This is a genomic window from Paenibacillus hamazuiensis, from assembly GCF_023276405.1.
In the GTDB taxonomy this organism is placed as follows: Bacteria; Bacillota; Bacilli; order Paenibacillales; family NBRC-103111; genus Paenibacillus_AF; species Paenibacillus_AF hamazuiensis.
Map to the genome: position 1 here is coordinate 4,479,042 of NZ_JALRMO010000001.1, position 17,490 is coordinate 4,496,531.

The 17,490-nt window shown below is 54.4% G+C and carries 14 protein-coding genes; 3 read left to right on the forward strand and 11 right to left on the reverse strand.

Features of this window, described 5'->3' with window-relative positions:
• Positions 1–48: 48 nt before the first annotated feature.
• Positions 49–1,752, reverse strand: coding sequence for an ATP-dependent protease LonB (gene lonB, locus MYS68_RS19475; RefSeq protein ID WP_248927443.1), 1,704 nt, complete (start codon positions 1,750–1,752; stop codon positions 49–51).
• A gap of 284 nt (positions 1,753–2,036) precedes the next feature.
• Here lonB and MYS68_RS19480 point away from each other — a divergent pair, with 284 nt between their 5' ends.
• Positions 2,037–2,720: an N-acetylmuramoyl-L-alanine amidase family protein gene (locus MYS68_RS19480; RefSeq protein WP_248927444.1), complete on the forward strand. Its 684-nt coding sequence runs from the start codon at positions 2,037–2,039 to the stop codon at positions 2,718–2,720.
• Positions 2,721–2,751: 31 nt separating this feature from the next.
• On the opposite strand, the gene MYS68_RS19485 is transcribed toward MYS68_RS19480, so the two are convergent.
• From MYS68_RS19485 to MYS68_RS19515, 7 genes are all read right to left on the reverse strand, one after another.
• Positions 2,752–3,543, reverse strand: a complete 792-nt coding sequence (locus MYS68_RS19485) for a divergent polysaccharide deacetylase family protein (protein ID WP_248927445.1) — start codon at positions 3,541–3,543, stop codon at positions 2,752–2,754.
• Positions 3,544–3,937: 394 nt separating this feature from the next.
• Complete coding sequence (ispG, locus tag MYS68_RS19490) at positions 3,938–5,041, reverse strand: flavodoxin-dependent (E)-4-hydroxy-3-methylbut-2-enyl-diphosphate synthase (protein ID WP_248927446.1); 1,104 nt, start codon at positions 5,039–5,041, stop codon at positions 3,938–3,940.
• A gap of 102 nt (positions 5,042–5,143) precedes the next feature.
• Entirely contained in the window at positions 5,144–6,406 is a 1,263-nt protein-coding gene (gene clpX, locus MYS68_RS19495; protein WP_248927447.1) for an ATP-dependent protease ATP-binding subunit ClpX, read from the reverse strand.
• Positions 6,407–6,421: 15 nt separating this feature from the next.
• The gene (clpP, locus tag MYS68_RS19500) at positions 6,422–7,012 is read right to left on the reverse strand and encodes an ATP-dependent Clp endopeptidase proteolytic subunit ClpP (RefSeq protein WP_248927448.1); all 591 of its coding nucleotides are present in this window, start codon (positions 7,010–7,012) and stop codon (positions 6,422–6,424) included.
• A 232-nt stretch (positions 7,013–7,244) separates the two neighbouring features.
• Positions 7,245–8,549: a trigger factor gene (tig, locus tag MYS68_RS19505; RefSeq protein ID WP_248927449.1), complete on the reverse strand. Its 1,305-nt coding sequence runs from the start codon at positions 8,547–8,549 to the stop codon at positions 7,245–7,247.
• A 773-nt stretch (positions 8,550–9,322) separates the two neighbouring features.
• Positions 9,323–10,246, reverse strand: coding sequence for a hypothetical protein (locus MYS68_RS19510; protein ID WP_248927450.1), 924 nt, complete (start codon positions 10,244–10,246; stop codon positions 9,323–9,325).
• A gap of 112 nt (positions 10,247–10,358) precedes the next feature.
• Positions 10,359–10,709, reverse strand: a complete 351-nt coding sequence (locus MYS68_RS19515; RefSeq protein ID WP_248927451.1) for a hypothetical protein — start codon at positions 10,707–10,709, stop codon at positions 10,359–10,361.
• A gap of 253 nt (positions 10,710–10,962) precedes the next feature.
• Here MYS68_RS19515 and asnB point away from each other — a divergent pair, with 253 nt between their 5' ends.
• Positions 10,963–12,807, forward strand: coding sequence for an asparagine synthase (glutamine-hydrolyzing) (gene asnB, locus MYS68_RS19520; RefSeq protein ID WP_248927452.1), 1,845 nt, complete (start codon positions 10,963–10,965; stop codon positions 12,805–12,807).
• Between the two features lie 566 nt (positions 12,808–13,373).
• Here asnB and MYS68_RS19525 read toward each other — a convergent pair.
• The 3 genes from MYS68_RS19525 to MYS68_RS19535 form a co-directional block, all read right to left on the reverse strand.
• On the reverse strand, positions 13,374–14,060 hold the full coding sequence (locus MYS68_RS19525; RefSeq protein ID WP_248927453.1) for a non-canonical purine NTP pyrophosphatase: 687 nt from the start codon (positions 14,058–14,060) through the stop codon (positions 13,374–13,376).
• Positions 14,047–14,802: a ribonuclease PH gene (rph, locus tag MYS68_RS19530; RefSeq protein WP_248927454.1), complete on the reverse strand. Its 756-nt coding sequence runs from the start codon at positions 14,800–14,802 to the stop codon at positions 14,047–14,049. The genes MYS68_RS19525 and rph overlap by 14 nt, the downstream gene beginning before the upstream one ends.
• 93 nt (positions 14,803–14,895) lie before the next feature.
• The gene (locus MYS68_RS19535; protein ID WP_248927455.1) at positions 14,896–15,930 is read right to left on the reverse strand and encodes a GerMN domain-containing protein; all 1,035 of its coding nucleotides are present in this window, start codon (positions 15,928–15,930) and stop codon (positions 14,896–14,898) included.
• A 647-nt stretch (positions 15,931–16,577) separates the two neighbouring features.
• Here MYS68_RS19535 and MYS68_RS19540 point away from each other — a divergent pair.
• The gene (locus MYS68_RS19540; protein WP_248927456.1) at positions 16,578–17,462 is read left to right on the forward strand and encodes a sensor domain-containing diguanylate cyclase; all 885 of its coding nucleotides are present in this window, start codon (positions 16,578–16,580) and stop codon (positions 17,460–17,462) included.
• The last annotated feature ends 28 nt before the right edge of the window (positions 17,463–17,490 follow it).

Sequence of the window (17,490 nt, forward strand, 5' to 3'; positions counted from 1 at the left end):
CCGCAAAACACCAATTTCACTGCCAAAGATAGGCCGACGCTCAGGACGTTACTTTTCGGACGACTCCGCATGCAATATCGTCACCGATGCCGCGGACAGGCTATCCGAGGCGGGAACCGTATCGATCGAACCCGGAAGCTCTATGCTTAAGGCATGGTAAAGCACCTCTTCGATCGAATCGACCGGAATGACCTCCAGGCCGTTTAATCCGCTGAAAATCTCCTGCCAGTTCTCCTTCGGGATAATCACTTTGGTCGCACCGGCTTGAAAAGCCGCCTCCACCTTAGCGACAACGCCGCCGATCGGTTTGACCTTGCCGTGGATGCTGACCTCGCCCGTCATCGCGATTTTATTGTCGACCGGGATTTTATGAATGGCCGATGCGATTGCCGTCGCCATCGAAATGCCGGCGGACGGACCGTCGATCGGGATGCCGCCCGGGAAATTGATGTGCAGATCGTAATTTTGCGGTGTCAGTCCGAGCCGTTTGAGTACGGTCAGCACGTTTTCCACGGAGCCGCGGGCCATGCTCTTGCGGCGCAGCGTGCGGCTGCCGCCGCCCATCTCCTCCTCGTCGACGACTCCGGTGATGTTGAAGCTGCCTGTCCCGGGATGAAGGACGGGAATCGCCGTCACCTCGATGTCGATCAGCGTGCCCTGGTTAGGCCCGTAGACGGCCAAGCCGTTGACGAGGCCGATTTCCGGCTTCGCGGCGATTTTTTTCTCCGGGCGAGGCGGGATTTGCGAGCTGTTGATAACCCATTCCATATCGGCCGGCGTCACGTGGTCGCGCTTGTCCGTCATCGCGAGTCCCGCAGCGAGCTGCACGATATTGACCGCCTCGCGGCCGTTCGTGGCATATTTCTTCACGACTTCGATCGCTTCCGTGCTTTCCGGGAAACCGATTTTTTTCAGCGCGTTGGCGGCAATCTCGCCGATCTCGCTTGGAAGCAGCGGCCGGAAAAAGATCTCCATGCACCGCGAGCGAATCGCCGGCGGTATTTCCTGCGGCATCCGCGTCGTCGCTCCGACGAGGCGGAAATCGGCCGGCAGCCCGTTTTGGAAAATATCGTGGATGTAGCTCGGGATATTCGTGTCCTCGGAATTATAGTAGGCACTTTCCAAATATACTTTACGGTCCTCAAGCACCTTTAATAATTTATTCATTTGATAAGGATGCAATTCACCGATTTCATCGATGAACAAGATCCCCCCATGCGCTTTCGTCACGGCGCCGGCTTTCGGCTGCGGAATTCCGGCAACGCCCATCGCCCCGGCCCCCTGATAAATCGGATCGTGCACGGAGCCGATCAGCGGATCGGCGATTCCCCGTTCGTCGAAACGGGCCGTCGTCGCATCCACTTCGGTAAATTTCGCATCCTGGCGAAACGGCGAATTTTCGTTTTTCTTCGCTTCCTCAAGCACGACGCGGGCCGCTGCCGTCTTGCCGACGCCCGGAGGGCCGTAGATGATAACATGCTGCGGGTTAGGGCCGCATAACGCCGCTTTAAGTGCCTTAAGTCCCTCCTTTTGCCCGACGATATCGTTCATGGAAGAAGGTCTTGTTTTTTCGGCAAGCGGCTTAGAAAGCGTGATCGAACGCAGCTTGCGCAGCTTTTCCATCTCTTTTCGCGATTCCTTATCGATAGCGGTCCGGTTCGTCTGCTGGTTGCGGAGCAAATTCCAGAAGTACAACCCGATCACAACGGCAAAAAACAACTGAATGACCATCAAAATCAAACTTAAGCTCATGCTGATCTCCTCCTAATGGTTTTTGCGCCCTGCAAAAACCGGCTTCAAAAGTTATCACGGGCTTCATGGGAAAAAATAGCAGCTGTCTAACGCGAGGGAAACTCGGCGGCAATGCTAATACATGGTAGTATTGCCTTTCCCTTTTCGGGTTAATCGCCTGCGGGTGCAAACATTTTCTTCGAATGTATGACTTTGCGGCAAAGGAGAACGCTAAAACTGAATATAAGGCGGCGCGATCCGTTCGAAAAGAAATGAATTTACGGTTGATCCAGGGAGGAAATTACATGGAAAGACAATCCATTCGTGTACTGATTCTTTGGGTAATGCTCCTGACGGTTGCCGCGGGATTCGCCGCTTTTACGGAAGCGCACCCGATATTGGGACAAACCGACGTCATGATCGATGTAGGTCATGGGGGGATCGATAGCGGCACCAAATACGGCAATTTGGACGAAAAGGACCTGAACCTGCAAATTGCCAAACTTACTTATGAAAATTTACATAAACAAGGTCTTGCCGTGCTGATCAACCGAGTGGACGATTATGCGCTCAGCGACGAAAATAAATGGCTGCGTTCATATTCGCGCCATCGCAAGGATTTGGCTCAACGGACTCATTTGGCGAACGAGGTCAAACCGAAAGCGGTCATCAGCCTGCATATCAACTGGTCTCCCAAGCCTTATAAAAAAGGGCCGCTCGTGCTGTATCAACGCAATCCGCAAAGCATTTTGCTGGCTCAGCTGCTGCAAAAACAGCTGAATGACGCCTGCGGCACATCCGAACTTCCTGTGTACGGCAAACCTTATTACTTGCTTAATCACTCGAAAGCACCTTCCGTCATCGTGGAGCTTGGTTTCATCACAAACGAAGAGGACCGTACGCGTTTGACGACTCCCCAGGGACAACGATTGCTTGCCGACCGCATCGCCGCCGGGGTGCGGCAATATTTGATACTGAAGAACCGGTAACTCGAAGATTTCCATTGAAAAAGCCGGTTCGTTACCGAACCAGCTTCGATACGGGCACAAAATCGACGGTAGCCTGCAGCCCCGGTACAGATTGTTTTATTACGGCCGCTGTGTGCTTCCCCGGGGGCCCGACATGCCCGATGGCAACGGACGTGTCATATTCTTTGATCCGCTTGCGCAGCTTTTGCATTTGCTTCAAGACGTGACCGCGCGTATATATATCGTCGAAAAACAGATCGTTGCCGACCGTTTTTACTCCGAGTTCCGCCGCCAGCTTAGGAACTACGGTCTTCGGCGTTGTCCGGCTGTCGAGATAAAACAATCCTCTCTCCTTGCAAATCCCGAGAATGATCCGCATAATCCTTTCATCCGCCGTCACCTTGGAGCCCATATGATTATTGATGCCGACCGCGTGGGGTACGTCATCAAGCGCCTCGAGCACACGTTTGCGCACTTCCTCATCGCTCAGATCGGTTGTAATCGCCTTCGGTCCCAGCCAGCTTTTCTTTCCGCGAACCGGTTCCATCGGCAGATGCAGGATCACCTGGCGGCCGGTACGGTGCGCCCATTCCGCGTCGCGTTTCGTCGTCGGGAGAAACGGCATCACCGCCGCGGTAAAAGGGATCGGCAGCTCCATCATCTCCTCGGTGCCCGTCATGCTGTTGCCGAAATCGTCTATAACGATGGCGACCTTCTTCTTGGCGGTTTGCGGCACAGGCAGCTCTTCCAGCACGCCGCCCGCTTTGCCGGGTTCCGCAGATGCCGCGGTACCGGTTGTGATAACGAATGCGCACATCAGGGCAAGAATTGATTTGCGTTTCAAAAGGTTTGCCTCCTTTCAGGGGTCTTAGTATTGGTATGCCCCATTGTGCCCCCCTAAATCCCCCCACCGGGGGGACCCCAGGCGCTCGGGCGCCCTGGACCCGCCCGTAGTCCGGGAATGCTCGCTTCTAGGTCGCGTCTGTCGGACATGGATTTTTTGGCTCAGCGCAAAAAATCCTATGCCCGACACGCTTAACAGTTGAGCGGTGCCATAGGAGCGTATATGTGCCTCGCGCTCGCGTTTGTCCGGCATGGTTTTGCCCTAAGCAAAACCGATGGCGGACACGCTCTACTTTTCAAACTCCCACACACAGTACAGTACAAAAAAAAGGCCATACCCGACATTGTCGGGCATGGCCTTTTGGCTTGCATAATGATTTTTAAACATGCCCGAATCAGGCATGCTGCTTGCGGCCGGGGATTTCGCCGGTCGCTTCGTAATGCTTGACGATATTGTCGATCTCGCGCTTGAGTTCGTTCAGCAGGTCGGCTTCCGGCACTTTGCGGACCATCTCGCCGTAGCGGAACAGCATCCCTTCGCCGCGGGCGCCGGCGATGCCGATATCCGCCTCGCGGGCTTCGCCCGGGCCGTTGACGGCACAGCCGAGAACCGACACCTTGATCGGCACCTTGATCTTGGAGATGTATTCCTCGACCTCGTTAGCGATCGAAAACAAGTCGATATCCAGACGTCCGCACGTCGGACAAGAGACGAGCGTCGCAGCGTTGGTGATCAGCCCGAACGTTTTCAGCAGCTCGCGGCATACTTTCACTTCTTCGACCGGATCGGCGCTCAGCGAGATGCGGATGGTCGAGCCGAGGCCCATATTAAGCAGCACACCGAGACCGGCCGCGCTTTTGACCGTACCGGAGAACAGCGTGCCTGCCTCGGTAATACCCAAATGCAGCGGGTAGCGGAACGCTTTTGCCGCTTGCGTATAAGCTGCAATCGCCATAGGCACGTCCGACGCTTTCAAGGAGACGATAATATTGTGAAAATCGAGCTCCTCCAAGATCCCGATATGGTACAAAGCGCTTTCCACCATCGCCTCTGGCGTCGGATAGCCGTACTTTTCCAGCAGGTGATTTTCCAAGGACCCCGCATTGACGCCAATCCGGATCGGAATATTCCGCTCCTTACACGCTTTTACGACTGCTTCCACCTTCTCGCGGCGACCGATATTGCCCGGGTTGATCCGGACCTTGTCGATGCCGTTTTCGATGGCGGCCAGCGCCAGCCGGTGGTCAAAATGTATATCCGCAACAAGCGGGATGGAGATCTGCTTCTTGATCTCTTTGATCGCATCAGCCGCTTCCTTGTTGTTGACGGTTACGCGGACGATCTGGCAGCCCGCCTCCTCCAGCCGGTGAATTTCGGCAACGGTCGCCTTCACATCGGCTGTCTTGGTTGTACACATGCTCTGAATAATCACTTCGTTACTGCCGCCGATCGTCAAATCTCCTACTTTGACCGGGATCGTTTCCGTACGATGAAACATAAAATGGATCTCTCCCATGATGCCAAACATCCTCCGCTCTGAAAAGCGGCAGCGCCGCTTCTCAAATTGGAGGCTGTTTGACGGTTTATTGTAAGGTTGGCTTTACGCGCTTTCCTCTTTTTTCTTCGAAGGCTGGTCATCTTTATGAGTCAGCGTCGGGATGATTTTATCCGCAACGACTTCTTTAGTGATGACGCAGTTGTTCACATCCGTGCGGGAAGGCGCTTCGAACATCACTTCCAGCATGATGCTTTCAATGATCGCCCGCAGCCCGCGTGCGCCGGTGTTGCGCTTGATCGCTTCCTTGGCGATTGCTTCCAGCGCCTCCGGAGTAAACTCGAGCGTAACGTTATCCATCTCCAGCATCTTCTGATACTGCTTGACAAGCGCGTTTTTCGGCTCGGTCAAGATGCGGACGAGCGCTGCCTCATCGAGCGGCTCGAGCGTCGAGATGACCGGTAAACGGCCGACGAACTCGGGAATTAGCCCGAATTTGAGCAGGTCTTCCGGCAAAACGAGCGACAAATATTCGCCCGGCTTCAAATCGGCCTTTTGGCCGTCCGTGCCGAACCCGATCACCTTTTTGCCGATGCGCCGTTTAATGATCTGCTCGAGACCGTCAAATGCGCCGCCGCAAATGAACAGGATGTTCGTCGTATCGATCTGGATAAACTCCTGATGCGGATGCTTGCGTCCGCCTTGCGGCGGCACGGAAGCGACCGTACCTTCCAAAATTTTCAGAAGCGCCTGCTGCACGCCTTCGCCGGATACGTCGCGGGTGATGGACGGATTTTCCGACTTGCGCGCCACTTTATCGATTTCGTCGATGTAAATGATGCCTCGCTCGGCTTTTTCCACATCGTAATCTGCCGCTTGAATGAGCTTGAGCAAAATATTTTCAACGTCCTCGCCGACATAACCGGCTTCCGTCAAAGACGTAGCATCGGCAATGGCGAACGGTACGTTCAAGATTTTCGCGAGCGTTTGAGCCAGCAGCGTTTTCCCGCTGCCTGTCGGACCTACGAGCACGATGTTGCTTTTTTGCAGCTCGACGTCCTCCAGCTTGCTTTGCGAATTAATCCGCTTGTAATGGTTGTAAACGGCAACGGCGAGCGATTTCTTGGCGTAGTCCTGGCCGATTACGTATTGGTCCAAAATCGCGCGGATTTCCTTCGGCTTCGGAACGTCTTTCAGATCGAGCTCTTCTTCATGTCCAAGCTCCTCTTCAACGATTTCCGTACAAAGCTCGATGCATTCGTCGCAAATATATACACCAGGCCCTGCAACAAGTTTACGGACTTGATCCTGCGACTTGCCGCAGAAGGAGCATTTCAACTGGCCTTTCTCATCGTTAAATTTAAACATGGAATCACTCCTTCCTTAAGTCAGCTCGTTACGGGTAATGACCGCATCGATCAGGCCGTATTCCTTGGCCTCCTCGGCGCTCATGAAATTGTCGCGGTCGGTGTCCCGCTCGATCTTCTCCAGCGGTTGGCCCGTACGCTCGACATAGATCTGATTCAGCTTCTGCTTCGTGCGGATAATCCAGTCGGCATGGATCTTGATGTCCGCCGCCTGGCCTCTCACGCCGCCGAGCGGCTGATGAATCATCACTTCACTGTTCGGAAGCGCGAAGCGCTTGCCTTTGGCGCCGGCCGTCAGCAGCAAAGATCCCATGCTGGCAGCCATCCCGACGCAGATGGTCGATACGTCCGGCTTGATGAACTGCATCGTATCGTAGATGCCCATTCCGGCCGTAACCGATCCTCCCGGGGAGTTGATATACAAATGTATGTCTTTCTCCGAATCCTGTGCGGATAAGAAGAGAAGTTGCGCAATAACCAAGTTGGCTACATCGTCATCAATAGCGCTTCCGATAAAAATGATACGATCCTTCAAAAGCCGGGAGTATATGTCGTAGGAACGCTCTCCGCGGCCTTCCTGCTCAACTACCATTGGTATCAGACTCATTTGGTTTTCAACCCCTTCACCCTTCAGTGTACCCAAAAAAGGATACCTCTTCATTGTATCACGTTTAAGGTGTTATGTCATTTCGGCCAAGCTATATGTATATGTATTTCCTAAGGGTAAAACAAAGGCACGCTGAACGGTTCCACGTGCCTGCAAGTATTCGGGGCTGCGAAAGGCAAAGCCGGAGCCGCCCAGCTCCGGCCTCCTTCCGCAAGGACATAGATTATGTTTGTTAAGCGACAGGAGCAACTTTCTTGCTGTTGTCCACCAAGAATCGAACTGCTTTTCTTGTCAGCAGGTCGTTTTTCAGGCTGCCCAGGTTGCCGTTGGCCGCCAAGATGCGCTTCAGCTCATCCGCCGAACGGTTGTAAGCCGGAGCCATTTTTTCCAGCTCCTCGTCCACTTCCTCGTCGGTTACCGAAAACCCTTCGGCTTTGGCGATCGCTTCGAGCACCAGGTTGTTGCGCACGCGCTTCTCCGCGTCTTCGCGCCAGCCCGCCTTCAAAGCTTCCGCGTTTTGGCCGGTGAACTGGTAGTACATATCCAGGCTCATGCCCTGCATGCGAAGACGGTTTTCATATTCTCTCAGCATTTGCTCCGCTTCGTCTTCGATCATGACCGGAGGAATCTCGATCGTTGCGGCGGCAGCGACTTTCTCGACCACTTCGTTTTCCAGCTTGCTGTCCGCTTCCGCTTTTTTGCGCTCCTGCATTTTGCTTTCGAGATCTTTTTTGAACTCTTCCAGCGTTTCGAATTCGCTCACGTCCATGGCGAACTCGTCATCCAGCGCAGGGAGGTTTTTGCGTTTGATATCATGCAGCTGGATTTTGAATACCGCTTCTTTCCCCTTCAGGTTTTCCGCATGGTATTCTTCCGGGAACGTGACGGTAATGTCCTTCTCTTCGCCTTTTTTCAAGCCGACGAGCTGTTCTTCGAAGCCCGGAATGAAGGAACCGGAGCCGAGCTCGAGCGAATACTTCTCCGCCTTGCCGCCTTCGAAAGCTTCTCCGTCGACAAAACCTTCGAAGTCGATCGAAACGACGTCTCCGTTTTGCGCAGGCTCATCGCCTTCGACCGGAATCAGCTCCGCATGACGCTGCTGCAAGCGGGAAAGCTCCGCGTCGATTTCCTCCGCGCTTACTTTCACATCGGGTTCGGTAACTTCAATGCCTTTATATTCGCCAAGCTCTACTTCCGGCTTGACGGTTACTTTTGCTTTGAACTTCAGAGTTTGTCCTTTGCCGAACTGCTCGACATCCACTTCGGGGCGGTCTACCGGCTGAATTTCGGTTTCGCGCACAGCTTCGATATAGCTTTCAGGAACGATGATATCCAGCGCTTCCTGGTACAAGCTTTCCACACCGAATCTGGCTTCAAAAATGGCGCGAGGCACTTTGCCTTTGCGGAATCCCGGTACGGTCACTTGTTGCGATACCTTCTTAAAAGCTTTGTCCAGGGCAGTGGCCACTTGCTCCGCATCTACCTCAATGTCAAGAACTCCGACGTTCTTCTCTATCTTTTCCCAGCTTGCTTTCATTTTATGCTTTCCCCTCCAAAAATTGTCCATTAACTTTTTCACGTTCCGGCATTCTGGCTAATGTTAAGGTTGTCCATATGCCAATATAACCATTCCATTATAACACATAAGTTTTCGATTTCAAGGCGGGGCCACCTGCTAAATCGAGTGGACACCCCCCACCCCCTAAAGGGGGACCCAGGCTTCCGCAGCCGGCTTTGCTCCGCAAAGCCCTTAAGGCGCTCAGGCGCAATGTTGTCAGGTTAACAGGTATGGACGAAATCGAGGGCTGAACCATAGAAGACCGAATGACGCTTGAAAACTGTTATTCCTCGAAAATAAGTAATTTATAATTTATAAAATAGAGGAGCTTACGTTCGCTATTCTCGGAAAAATGGGCCCATCGAAAAAATAGAGGAACTGAGATGCGCTAAATCGGCAGAAAACGGCTTGTGGATTGGGAAAACAGACAAATAGATACCTGAGTTCCGCTAATTTTCAAAAATGTCCGAAATCGCCCCACTTAGCGAACCATAGTTCCGCTATTTCCCACTTAACCTGACAACATTGCGCTCAGGCACCCTGGACCCGCCCGCAGGGAGGAAGTGCTCGCTGCCAGTTCGCGTTTGTCCTCCATAGTTTTGCTGACGCAAAACGAATGTCGGACACGCTCTACGTTGAGCGCGGTGCCCATTGGAGTGAATTTGTGCCTCTTTTTCGCATTTGTAAGCATGAATTTTGCTGTCACAAAACTTTATGTTTATACGTTTCACTTTACATCGTGATAAGTGTTCCTACACGTTCGGAGGGCCGATCGTCCTCATGTACATCTTGATGATCCGGTACGCCTGCTCCCAGGCAAAAGCCATATGCGAAGTGATGCCGTACATATCGAAAATTTCGTCTTTGTCGGCATGCTGAAACATCGCTTCCTGCAAAACAAGATGAAGAGCCGACGCCCACACATCGACGGTGTCCGCGTCCTGCTTCAGCATTTGGCGGTACATGGATGTGCCGTAAACACAAGCCAAAAAGTCCCGCCACGTCTCCTCCGCGAAATAGGAAAGCATCGGCTGGCTCACTTCGCTGATTTCCTGCACCCTCAGCACGATTTCGCGGATTTGCGCGGGAAAATCGTCCATGCTCGCAGGGGTATCTTCCAGATCCAGCAGCACCTTTTCATTCCATTTGTCCAGCTCGATAAGTCCTGTGGCGCCGCGTTTTTTCAGCACTTGCAGCGCTTTGAACTGAACGGCCGGGTGCATTTCGTCCGACTCGAGCCACCGCTTGACCTCGTCGTCGATATCCGCACTGCCGATATAAGCGAGCTGGTCGAGAGCGAGCATCTGCTTATCGGCGCTGCCCGTCTGCGTAAGCGCGGCCAGCAGCTTTTTCGCATACTGCCGGTCCGATTCGGCCTTTTGCCGAACAGTCGACTGAAGCAGATCGTCCTCCGTCGGTTCCGGCTCCTCTTCACCCCATGACCCTTCGAACGTCCCTTCGATAGTTTCTTCGGGAAACATCATCTCCAGCCACTGAAGCAAAGACTGCCATTCGTGCTGCGCCTCCGGATTCCCGCTTTGGCAAGCCAGCAAAAACCGGAGCATCCGGATCGCCTGGCCATACCGTTCCGTCTCCAGCATCCGGGTAAGCTCCGCCTGGTAATACTCGACCGTTTTCGGAAATAAAATAATGTTTTCGCCGTTTTGCCCGTCCATGCCGCACCGCCTTTTCGTTCCGACCGCTTTCGCTTGTAGCCAGTGTACCCGAACTCGCCGCGGAAAGCAAAAAAACCTCCTGTACAAAGGAGGCGAATCCCTCTAATCGGGTTTATTTCGTCAGCTTCATCGCAGCCTGAATGAGCTTGGCCCGGGTTTGCGGATCCCTGTGGATGTTGGCGTACATGTTGTCGATGATCTGTTTGTTTTGCTCGTAATCGGGCTGATCCTGAATCATTTTATGAGACCACGCAATCAGATTGTTTTCCGCCTGGCTGAGTGCGTTGAGCGCGTTATGAAGACCGGTTTCCTCCACAAGCTCTTCGATTTTCTCCTGCGTCGGAGTTCCCAATGTTTTTGCCGTCGCCAGCTTTTTCTCGAACGCTTTGTTCGCTTTCTCAAAATTGTCCTTGGCCACTTTATATTCGGTTTGCTGTTGGGAATATAAAACGAACTTTGGCATACATGTCGACCACCTTTATGACAGATTAAAATTTGCTCGGCATCCCAAATCAAGTACAGCATAACGTTAGATTGGTAAAATGCGCGAATTTCTATACACCGTATACGTAGTTTAAAGGGAAATTGAGGTTTTGTCTATCCTAACCCGCCTGTTGGACAGACATTTTATCCCGATGCTACGCATAACCTTTATCATCGCTACGCTTAAGCCCGGGCGCCGCATGCCCAACCTTTTCCAAGAAAGGATGAAGTCTATGTGTGGAATTACTGGATGGATTGATTGGCACAAGGACTTGACCCGGTATCCGTCCATTTTAGCCGATATGACGGGTACGCTGACCCCTCGCGGTCCCGACGCTTCCGGCACGTGGATTTCCGAACATTGCGCCCTCGGGCATCGCCGCCTCAGCGTCATGGACCCTGCAAACGGCGCGCAGCCGATGATTCGCCAGCAGGGAGACGCCACCTTCTCCATCGTATACAATGGGGAGCTGTACAACGCGCCCGAGCTGAAAAAGGAGCTGGAGCAGCGCGGCCATACGTTCAAAACGACCTGCGATACCGAGGTGCTGCTCGTATCATATATCGAATGGGGCCGGGACTGCGTAGACCGGCTTAACGGCATTTTTGCTTTCGCGGTATGGAATTCGGAGGAGCAGTCTCTGTTTATGGTCAGGGACCGGCTTGGCGTAAAGCCGTTCTTTTATACGTATTCGGACGGGCGTTTGATTTTCGGTTCGGAGCCGAAGTCGATTTTGGCGCACCCGGACTTCCCTGCGCAAATCAGCGGAGAAGGGCTCGCCGAAATATTTGCGGTCGGTCCGGCGCGCACGCCGGGACACGGCGTCTACCGCAACTTAAACGAGCTGAAGCCCGGCCAATGCGCGCTGATGGACCGGGGCGGCTTCAGCATCCGCACGTACTGGAAGCTGGAAAGCCGCGTGCATACGGACGATCTGGAAACGACGGCGGAGAAGGTGCGCGAGCTGCTGATCGATACGGTGAAGCGCCAGCTCGCTTCCGATGTGCCGATTTGCACGCTTTTATCCGGAGGGCTCGACTCCAGCGCTCTCACCACGATCGCTGCAAACTATTATAAAGAAACCGGTCAAGGCACAATTCATACTTATTCCATTGATTATGTCGATAATGACAAGCACTTTAAAGCGAACGCTTTTCAGCCCAATTCCGACGCTCCGTGGATCAAGCGGATGACGGAATATTTGGGCACGATCCATCATTACCATGAATTCGATACGCCGGAGCTGGTCGGTTCGCTTACCGCGGCCGTGAAGGCGCGCGACCTGCCCGGCATGGCCGACGTCGACGGGTCCTTGCTGCTTTTTTGCCGGGAAATTAAAAAGGAGGCGACGGTGGCGATTTCCGGCGAAGCCGCGGATGAAGTATTCGGCGGTTATCCGTGGTTTCACCGCGAAGAATCGTTGAATGCGGACACGTTTCCGTGGTCGCTTTTCCTGAAGGACCGGATCGCCCTGCTGTCGCCCGAGCTGGTCGACTGGGTGAAGCCGGAGGCTTACGTCGAGGAGCGGTACCGGCAGGCGCTGAACGAGGTTCCCCGCCTGGCCGGCGAAAACGCGCAGCAAAACCGGATGCGCGAGATGTCTTATCTGAACATCACGCGGTTCATGCCGACCCTGCTTGATCGCAAGGACCGGATGAGCATGGCGGTTGGCCTTGAGGTGCGCGTACCGTTTTGCGACCATCGGCTCGTGGAGTACGTGTGGAACATTCCGTGGGAAATGAAAACGGCCGGCGAACGCGAAAAAGGCATTTTGCGCCGCGCGCTCAAAGGCATTCTCCCCGACGATGTGCTGGCGCGCAAAAAGAGCCCGTACCCGAAAACGCACAATCCGAATTACACCGCTGCGGTCAAAAGGTGGGTGCTGGATATTTTGGACGATCCGGCGTCCCCGCTTCTTCAGTTCATCAACGTGGAAAAAATCCGCGAGCTCGCAAATACGGACGACAACCGGTTCAATTTGCCCTGGTTCGGGCAGCTGATGACGGGACCGCAAATGTTCGCCTATTTGGCCCAAGTGGATACGTGGCTGCGCACATATAAAGTATCGATCCGGTAATCGCGGGAAAAAGACGGCCCGGCAATCGCTTTGCTTTCGGCAGAGCGACGGCCGGGCTTTTGCTTCCGGGAGAGAGGTGTCCCGTTTACGGAGCCGCTTTGCCCGTAAGGCTTCCGGAGTCCGTAAGGACGAAATCCCCAATATGTTCCGAGGTCCCCTCAGGCCATCCGTTTTTCCATAAACACCAGGCTGAGACGGTCATTGACGCGTTTGGTATCGAAGATGGCGTAACCCAGCATCTCGTAGAGACGAATGTTGTTTACGCTTCGGCTGCGGGACGATAGCGGAACTACGGTTCGCTAAATAGGCCAAATTGGGACGTTTTCGGTAATTAGCGGAACTCAGGTGCGCTATTTGTCCGTTTTCCCGCTCCTCAAACCATTTTTCGCCGATTTAGCGCATCTCAGTTCCTCTATTTTTTCGATGTGCTCATTTATCCGGGAATAGCGAACGTGAGTTCCGCTACGTTTGTAAAGTTGTAACGTGTGCCCGTTAGAACCCCGGAATCCACGAAAAATTGCCTGCGCATCATATCCTAAGCAAATCGGCTGGCACCCTATCGTCTGCTACACTTGTGCCCAAAGCGAGCGGATCGCTTTGCCCCGGTGGCTGTAGGCGTTTTTTTCGGCGACGCTGAGCTCGGCCATCGTTTTGCCGAGCTCGGGGATATAAAAGAGCGGGTCGTAGCCGAACCCGCCTTCCCCTCGCGGCTCGGCGATAATCGCGCCTTCGCACGTTTCTTCGGCGGAAGCGATGACCTCGCCGGCGGCGTTCACCATGCACAGCGCGCAGACGAAGCGCGCTGGGGAAAGCAGCGGCGACGCACCGCCGCCCGCTTGCGCGACGACGGCGGGCTCCGCCGCCCGGCCTGCATCGGCGCCGGGTGCGCCGGCGTCCGCGGGCGCTTCGCCGCGCAGCCGGCCAAGCTCGGCGAGCAGCTTGGCGTTGTTGCCCGCGTCCGTCGCCCCTTCGCCCGAATAGCGGGCGGAGTAGACGCCGGGCGCACCGCCGAGCTTGTCCACGCACAGGCCGGAGTCGTCGGCGAGCGCCGGCAGGTGCAGGGCAAGCGCGACCGCCCGCGCCTTGATCAGCGCGTTATCGGCGAACGTCGCGCCGTCCTCGACGATATCCGGCACGCCTTCAAAATCGGCCAAGCTCAGCACCTCAATGCCTTTTTCGCGGAAAAGCGAAGCGAATTCCTTCGCCTTCCCCCGGTTGCGTGTCGCAATGACCACCTGCTTACCCGGCTGCATGCACGCCTCCCCCGATCTGCTGCGCTATCGGACCGAGCGCTTCCCGCTGCAGTCCGATCATTTGACGAATGCCGGCCTCGCCAAGCTCAAGCAGCGCGCTAAGCTCTTCACGCGAAAAAGGCGCTTCCTCCCCGGTCCCCTGCACTTCGACGAATTTCCCTGCGCCGGTCATGACAAGGTTCATGTCGACCTTGGCTTTGGAATCCTCCTCGTAGTTGAGGTCCACTCGCGCTTCCCCATCGATCACCCCGACGCTGATTGCGCCCAAAAAATCGGTAATCGGAAAACGGGCCAGCTTCTTTTCCTTGGCCAGCTTGTCTATCGCTATGGTCATGGCGACAAACGCCCCGGTAATCGAAGTCGTGCGCGTCCCGCCGTCGGCCTGGATCACATCGCAGTCCAGCGTAATCGAACGTTCGCCCAGCGCCTCCAGATCGACGACCGCACGGAGCGCCCGGCCGATCAGCCGCTGAATTTCCATCGTACGGCCTCCCAGCTTCCCCTTCGCCGCCTCTCTCTGGTTGCGGACCTGGGTCGCGCGGGGCAGCATCGAATATTCCGCCGTCACCCAACCTTTACCTTGACCTTTCATAAAAGGAGGAACCCGATCCTCAACGGTCGCCGTGCAAATGACCTTCGTATCGCCGACCTCGATCAAAACCGACCCTTCCGCATGTTTTATGTAATCCGTAATAATGCGCACCGCCCGCGGCTCGTGTGCCCCTCTTCCATCATTTCTCATCGGTTTGTTCGATCCTCCCGGTTCTATTTGATCCCATCTCATTGTAAACGAAAAAAAGAGCAGGAGCAAAACTCCCGCCAGTTTCCATATTTTCTACATTTTTGTTTGATTGAGATGTGTCGGACGGCTGACCGGCTTCGTATAGTTTTGATTGTCCGTGGAAGCGACTTTTGCTTCGCCGTTGACCATGATCTGCACTTTCGAACCGGTGCCGGCGTTTTCGGTCAACGACAGCACGACCGCCTTCAAAGCTTCGGCCGGCACTTTTTTATCCGGTCCGAGAAGCTTGTCGGAGAAATTGACGGTGATCAGGCCGCCCTCCTGTTTGAGCTGCAGCAGCTCGGCGCCGGGCGTCATGACAGAGGCCAGCCCTTTTTTCTGATCGGGGCCGGCGATGAGCTGCTCGACCGCCGCTTGGGCGATATTGTCGGTTCTTTTGACCAGGCGGGTTACCGGGACATAATACGTATAATTCGCCTTGTTCTGGTTCAAAAAGTAGACGGTAACCGGCGTCGATTGGCCGTAATCCACGCCCTCCGGCTTCTCCAGGTTGATCCCCATCGCCCGGGAAAGCGGATCGTCAAGCGGCGTTTTCGCTACGGGCATCTCCTTCAGCGCCTTGCCTTCCACCCAAAGCTGCACTTTTTCCACCGACGGGAAGCCGGTCAGCGTCCAGGTGATCGCTTCGAGTATTTTCCGCTCGTCCTGCGCATTGTAGGTTGCGAACGATTTCGAAAAATCGACGGTCGCTACCTTCTTGTCAATATTGATCGCCTTGATCTCCGTTCCTTTCGGAATAAGCGACGTGAACCCGGCGGGCAGCAGACCTTGTCCGGGACCTCCGTCCACCATGTATTCGAGCGTTTTTTTGGCGATCGACTCGGTTTTCGGCAAATCGACCGTGACCGGCGCGACGAATCCTTGCTCATCCTTCGCATACAAGGTCACCTGCGATAAATTGACCGCACCGGCATTCGCGGGGACGGCTTGTACCGCCGATTCGGCCCCGGATGGCGGAGGATCGATCGATTGCTTTGCTTCCTTATCGCCCAAAACGGAACAGCCCGACGTAACCAGGACGACCATGCCCGCTGCCGCGATCCATCGTACCCACTTGAGTGGTTTCATTTGATGCAGCCTCCTTAGAGTTTTTGCGCCAGTAACCGGTCCCCCAAAAGTGATGTCAACCTCTGCAGCTTATTCCTGTTACTTTTGGGGGAGCCCCCGGAACTAGTCCCCCAAAAGTGATGCCAACCTCTGCAGCTTATTCCTGTTACTTTTGGGGGAGCCCCCGGAACCGGCTTCGTAAGCAATCGCTTAGTTTTACTTCATGTATACGAGCCTTCGAATGTTTTATGCCAACAATTTGTCCCAAGAAAAGCTGGCCGACACCACTCTCTTTCTTGTTGCAGGTAAATTAATCCAGTATAATAAAAGAAGATGTTCCATATAAATGAACAAAGTTGATATAACCTGTTGCGACCGTTTTACGTCTGAATTTATGAAGAACGTGCGAATCTTATTTGTTAAAAGCAACCCGCCGAAAAGCGATAGACGCAAAACCGCAAGCCGAAAGGCGGATAGCCGCCTTTGGCGGCCAAGGTTGCCGAAATAAGAGAGTGCTTCATCTTGCGGGCGAAACTACTCTATTTCCGGGTAGTTTTTTCTTTCAGGACAAAAAACGGTTCAATCAGCGGCATAAACCGGCATCTTAGAAAAGCCCCATAACGGACCATTTGCCGCTTCGGGGCAAGCACAAACCGAGGTGAGACGAGATGAATCACACCGACGACATCAAGCGATTGCTGGTCGATCATATTCCGGATCTGCTGCTGGCTGCCGACGGGCAGGGCACGGTCCGTTATGCATCGCCATCCTTTTACACTACGACAGGCATTCGGCCGGAAGCGCTTGTCGGCCAGTCGTATTTTTCCGGATTGGCCGAGGAGGACGTCGATGACGTGCGCCGGATTTGGCCCTCCCTGGTGCAGGGAGCCCCGCCGACCACGTTGGAATACCGCTGCAAAACCGCAAGCGGCGGGCTGCTCTGGATCGAGAGCAAGCTCACGGCGGTGGAAGAGGGAAATGAGCCGAAGCTTATCCTCATAGCCTCCCGCGATCTTTCCAGCCGGAAGAAAGCGGAGGAGGAGCTGCAGCATTTGGCTTACTACGATCCGCTGACCGGCCTTGCCAACCGCAGGCTGTTTCACGACCGGTATAAGCAAGCGCTGCTTTCCGCCAAACGGTACGGGCACCGGCTCGCACTGCTGTATCTCGATCTTGACGATTTCAAGAGCATCAACGATACGTACGGCCACGCGATCGGCGACATGATTTTGAAAATCGTTTCGGCCCGGCTCATCAACTGCATCCGCGATCCGGACACGATATGCCGTCTCGGCGGAGACGAATTTATCGTTTTGCTGCAGCAGTTTGACGAAGAAAGCGACGTGGAGAAGATCGCCAAACGGATGATTGAATCGCTGAGCCGGCTTATCCATATTCAAGACCATGAAATCAGAGTGACGTGCAGCATGGGCGCGTCTCTATATCCGGAAGACAGCGCGAACGGCGATACGCTGATCCAAATGGCCGATGCCGCCATGTATATGGCGAAACATCAAGGCAAAGACCATTTTTTCCTATACCGGAAAAACTGACGTTAAAAAAACCTCACCGACCGGCGCT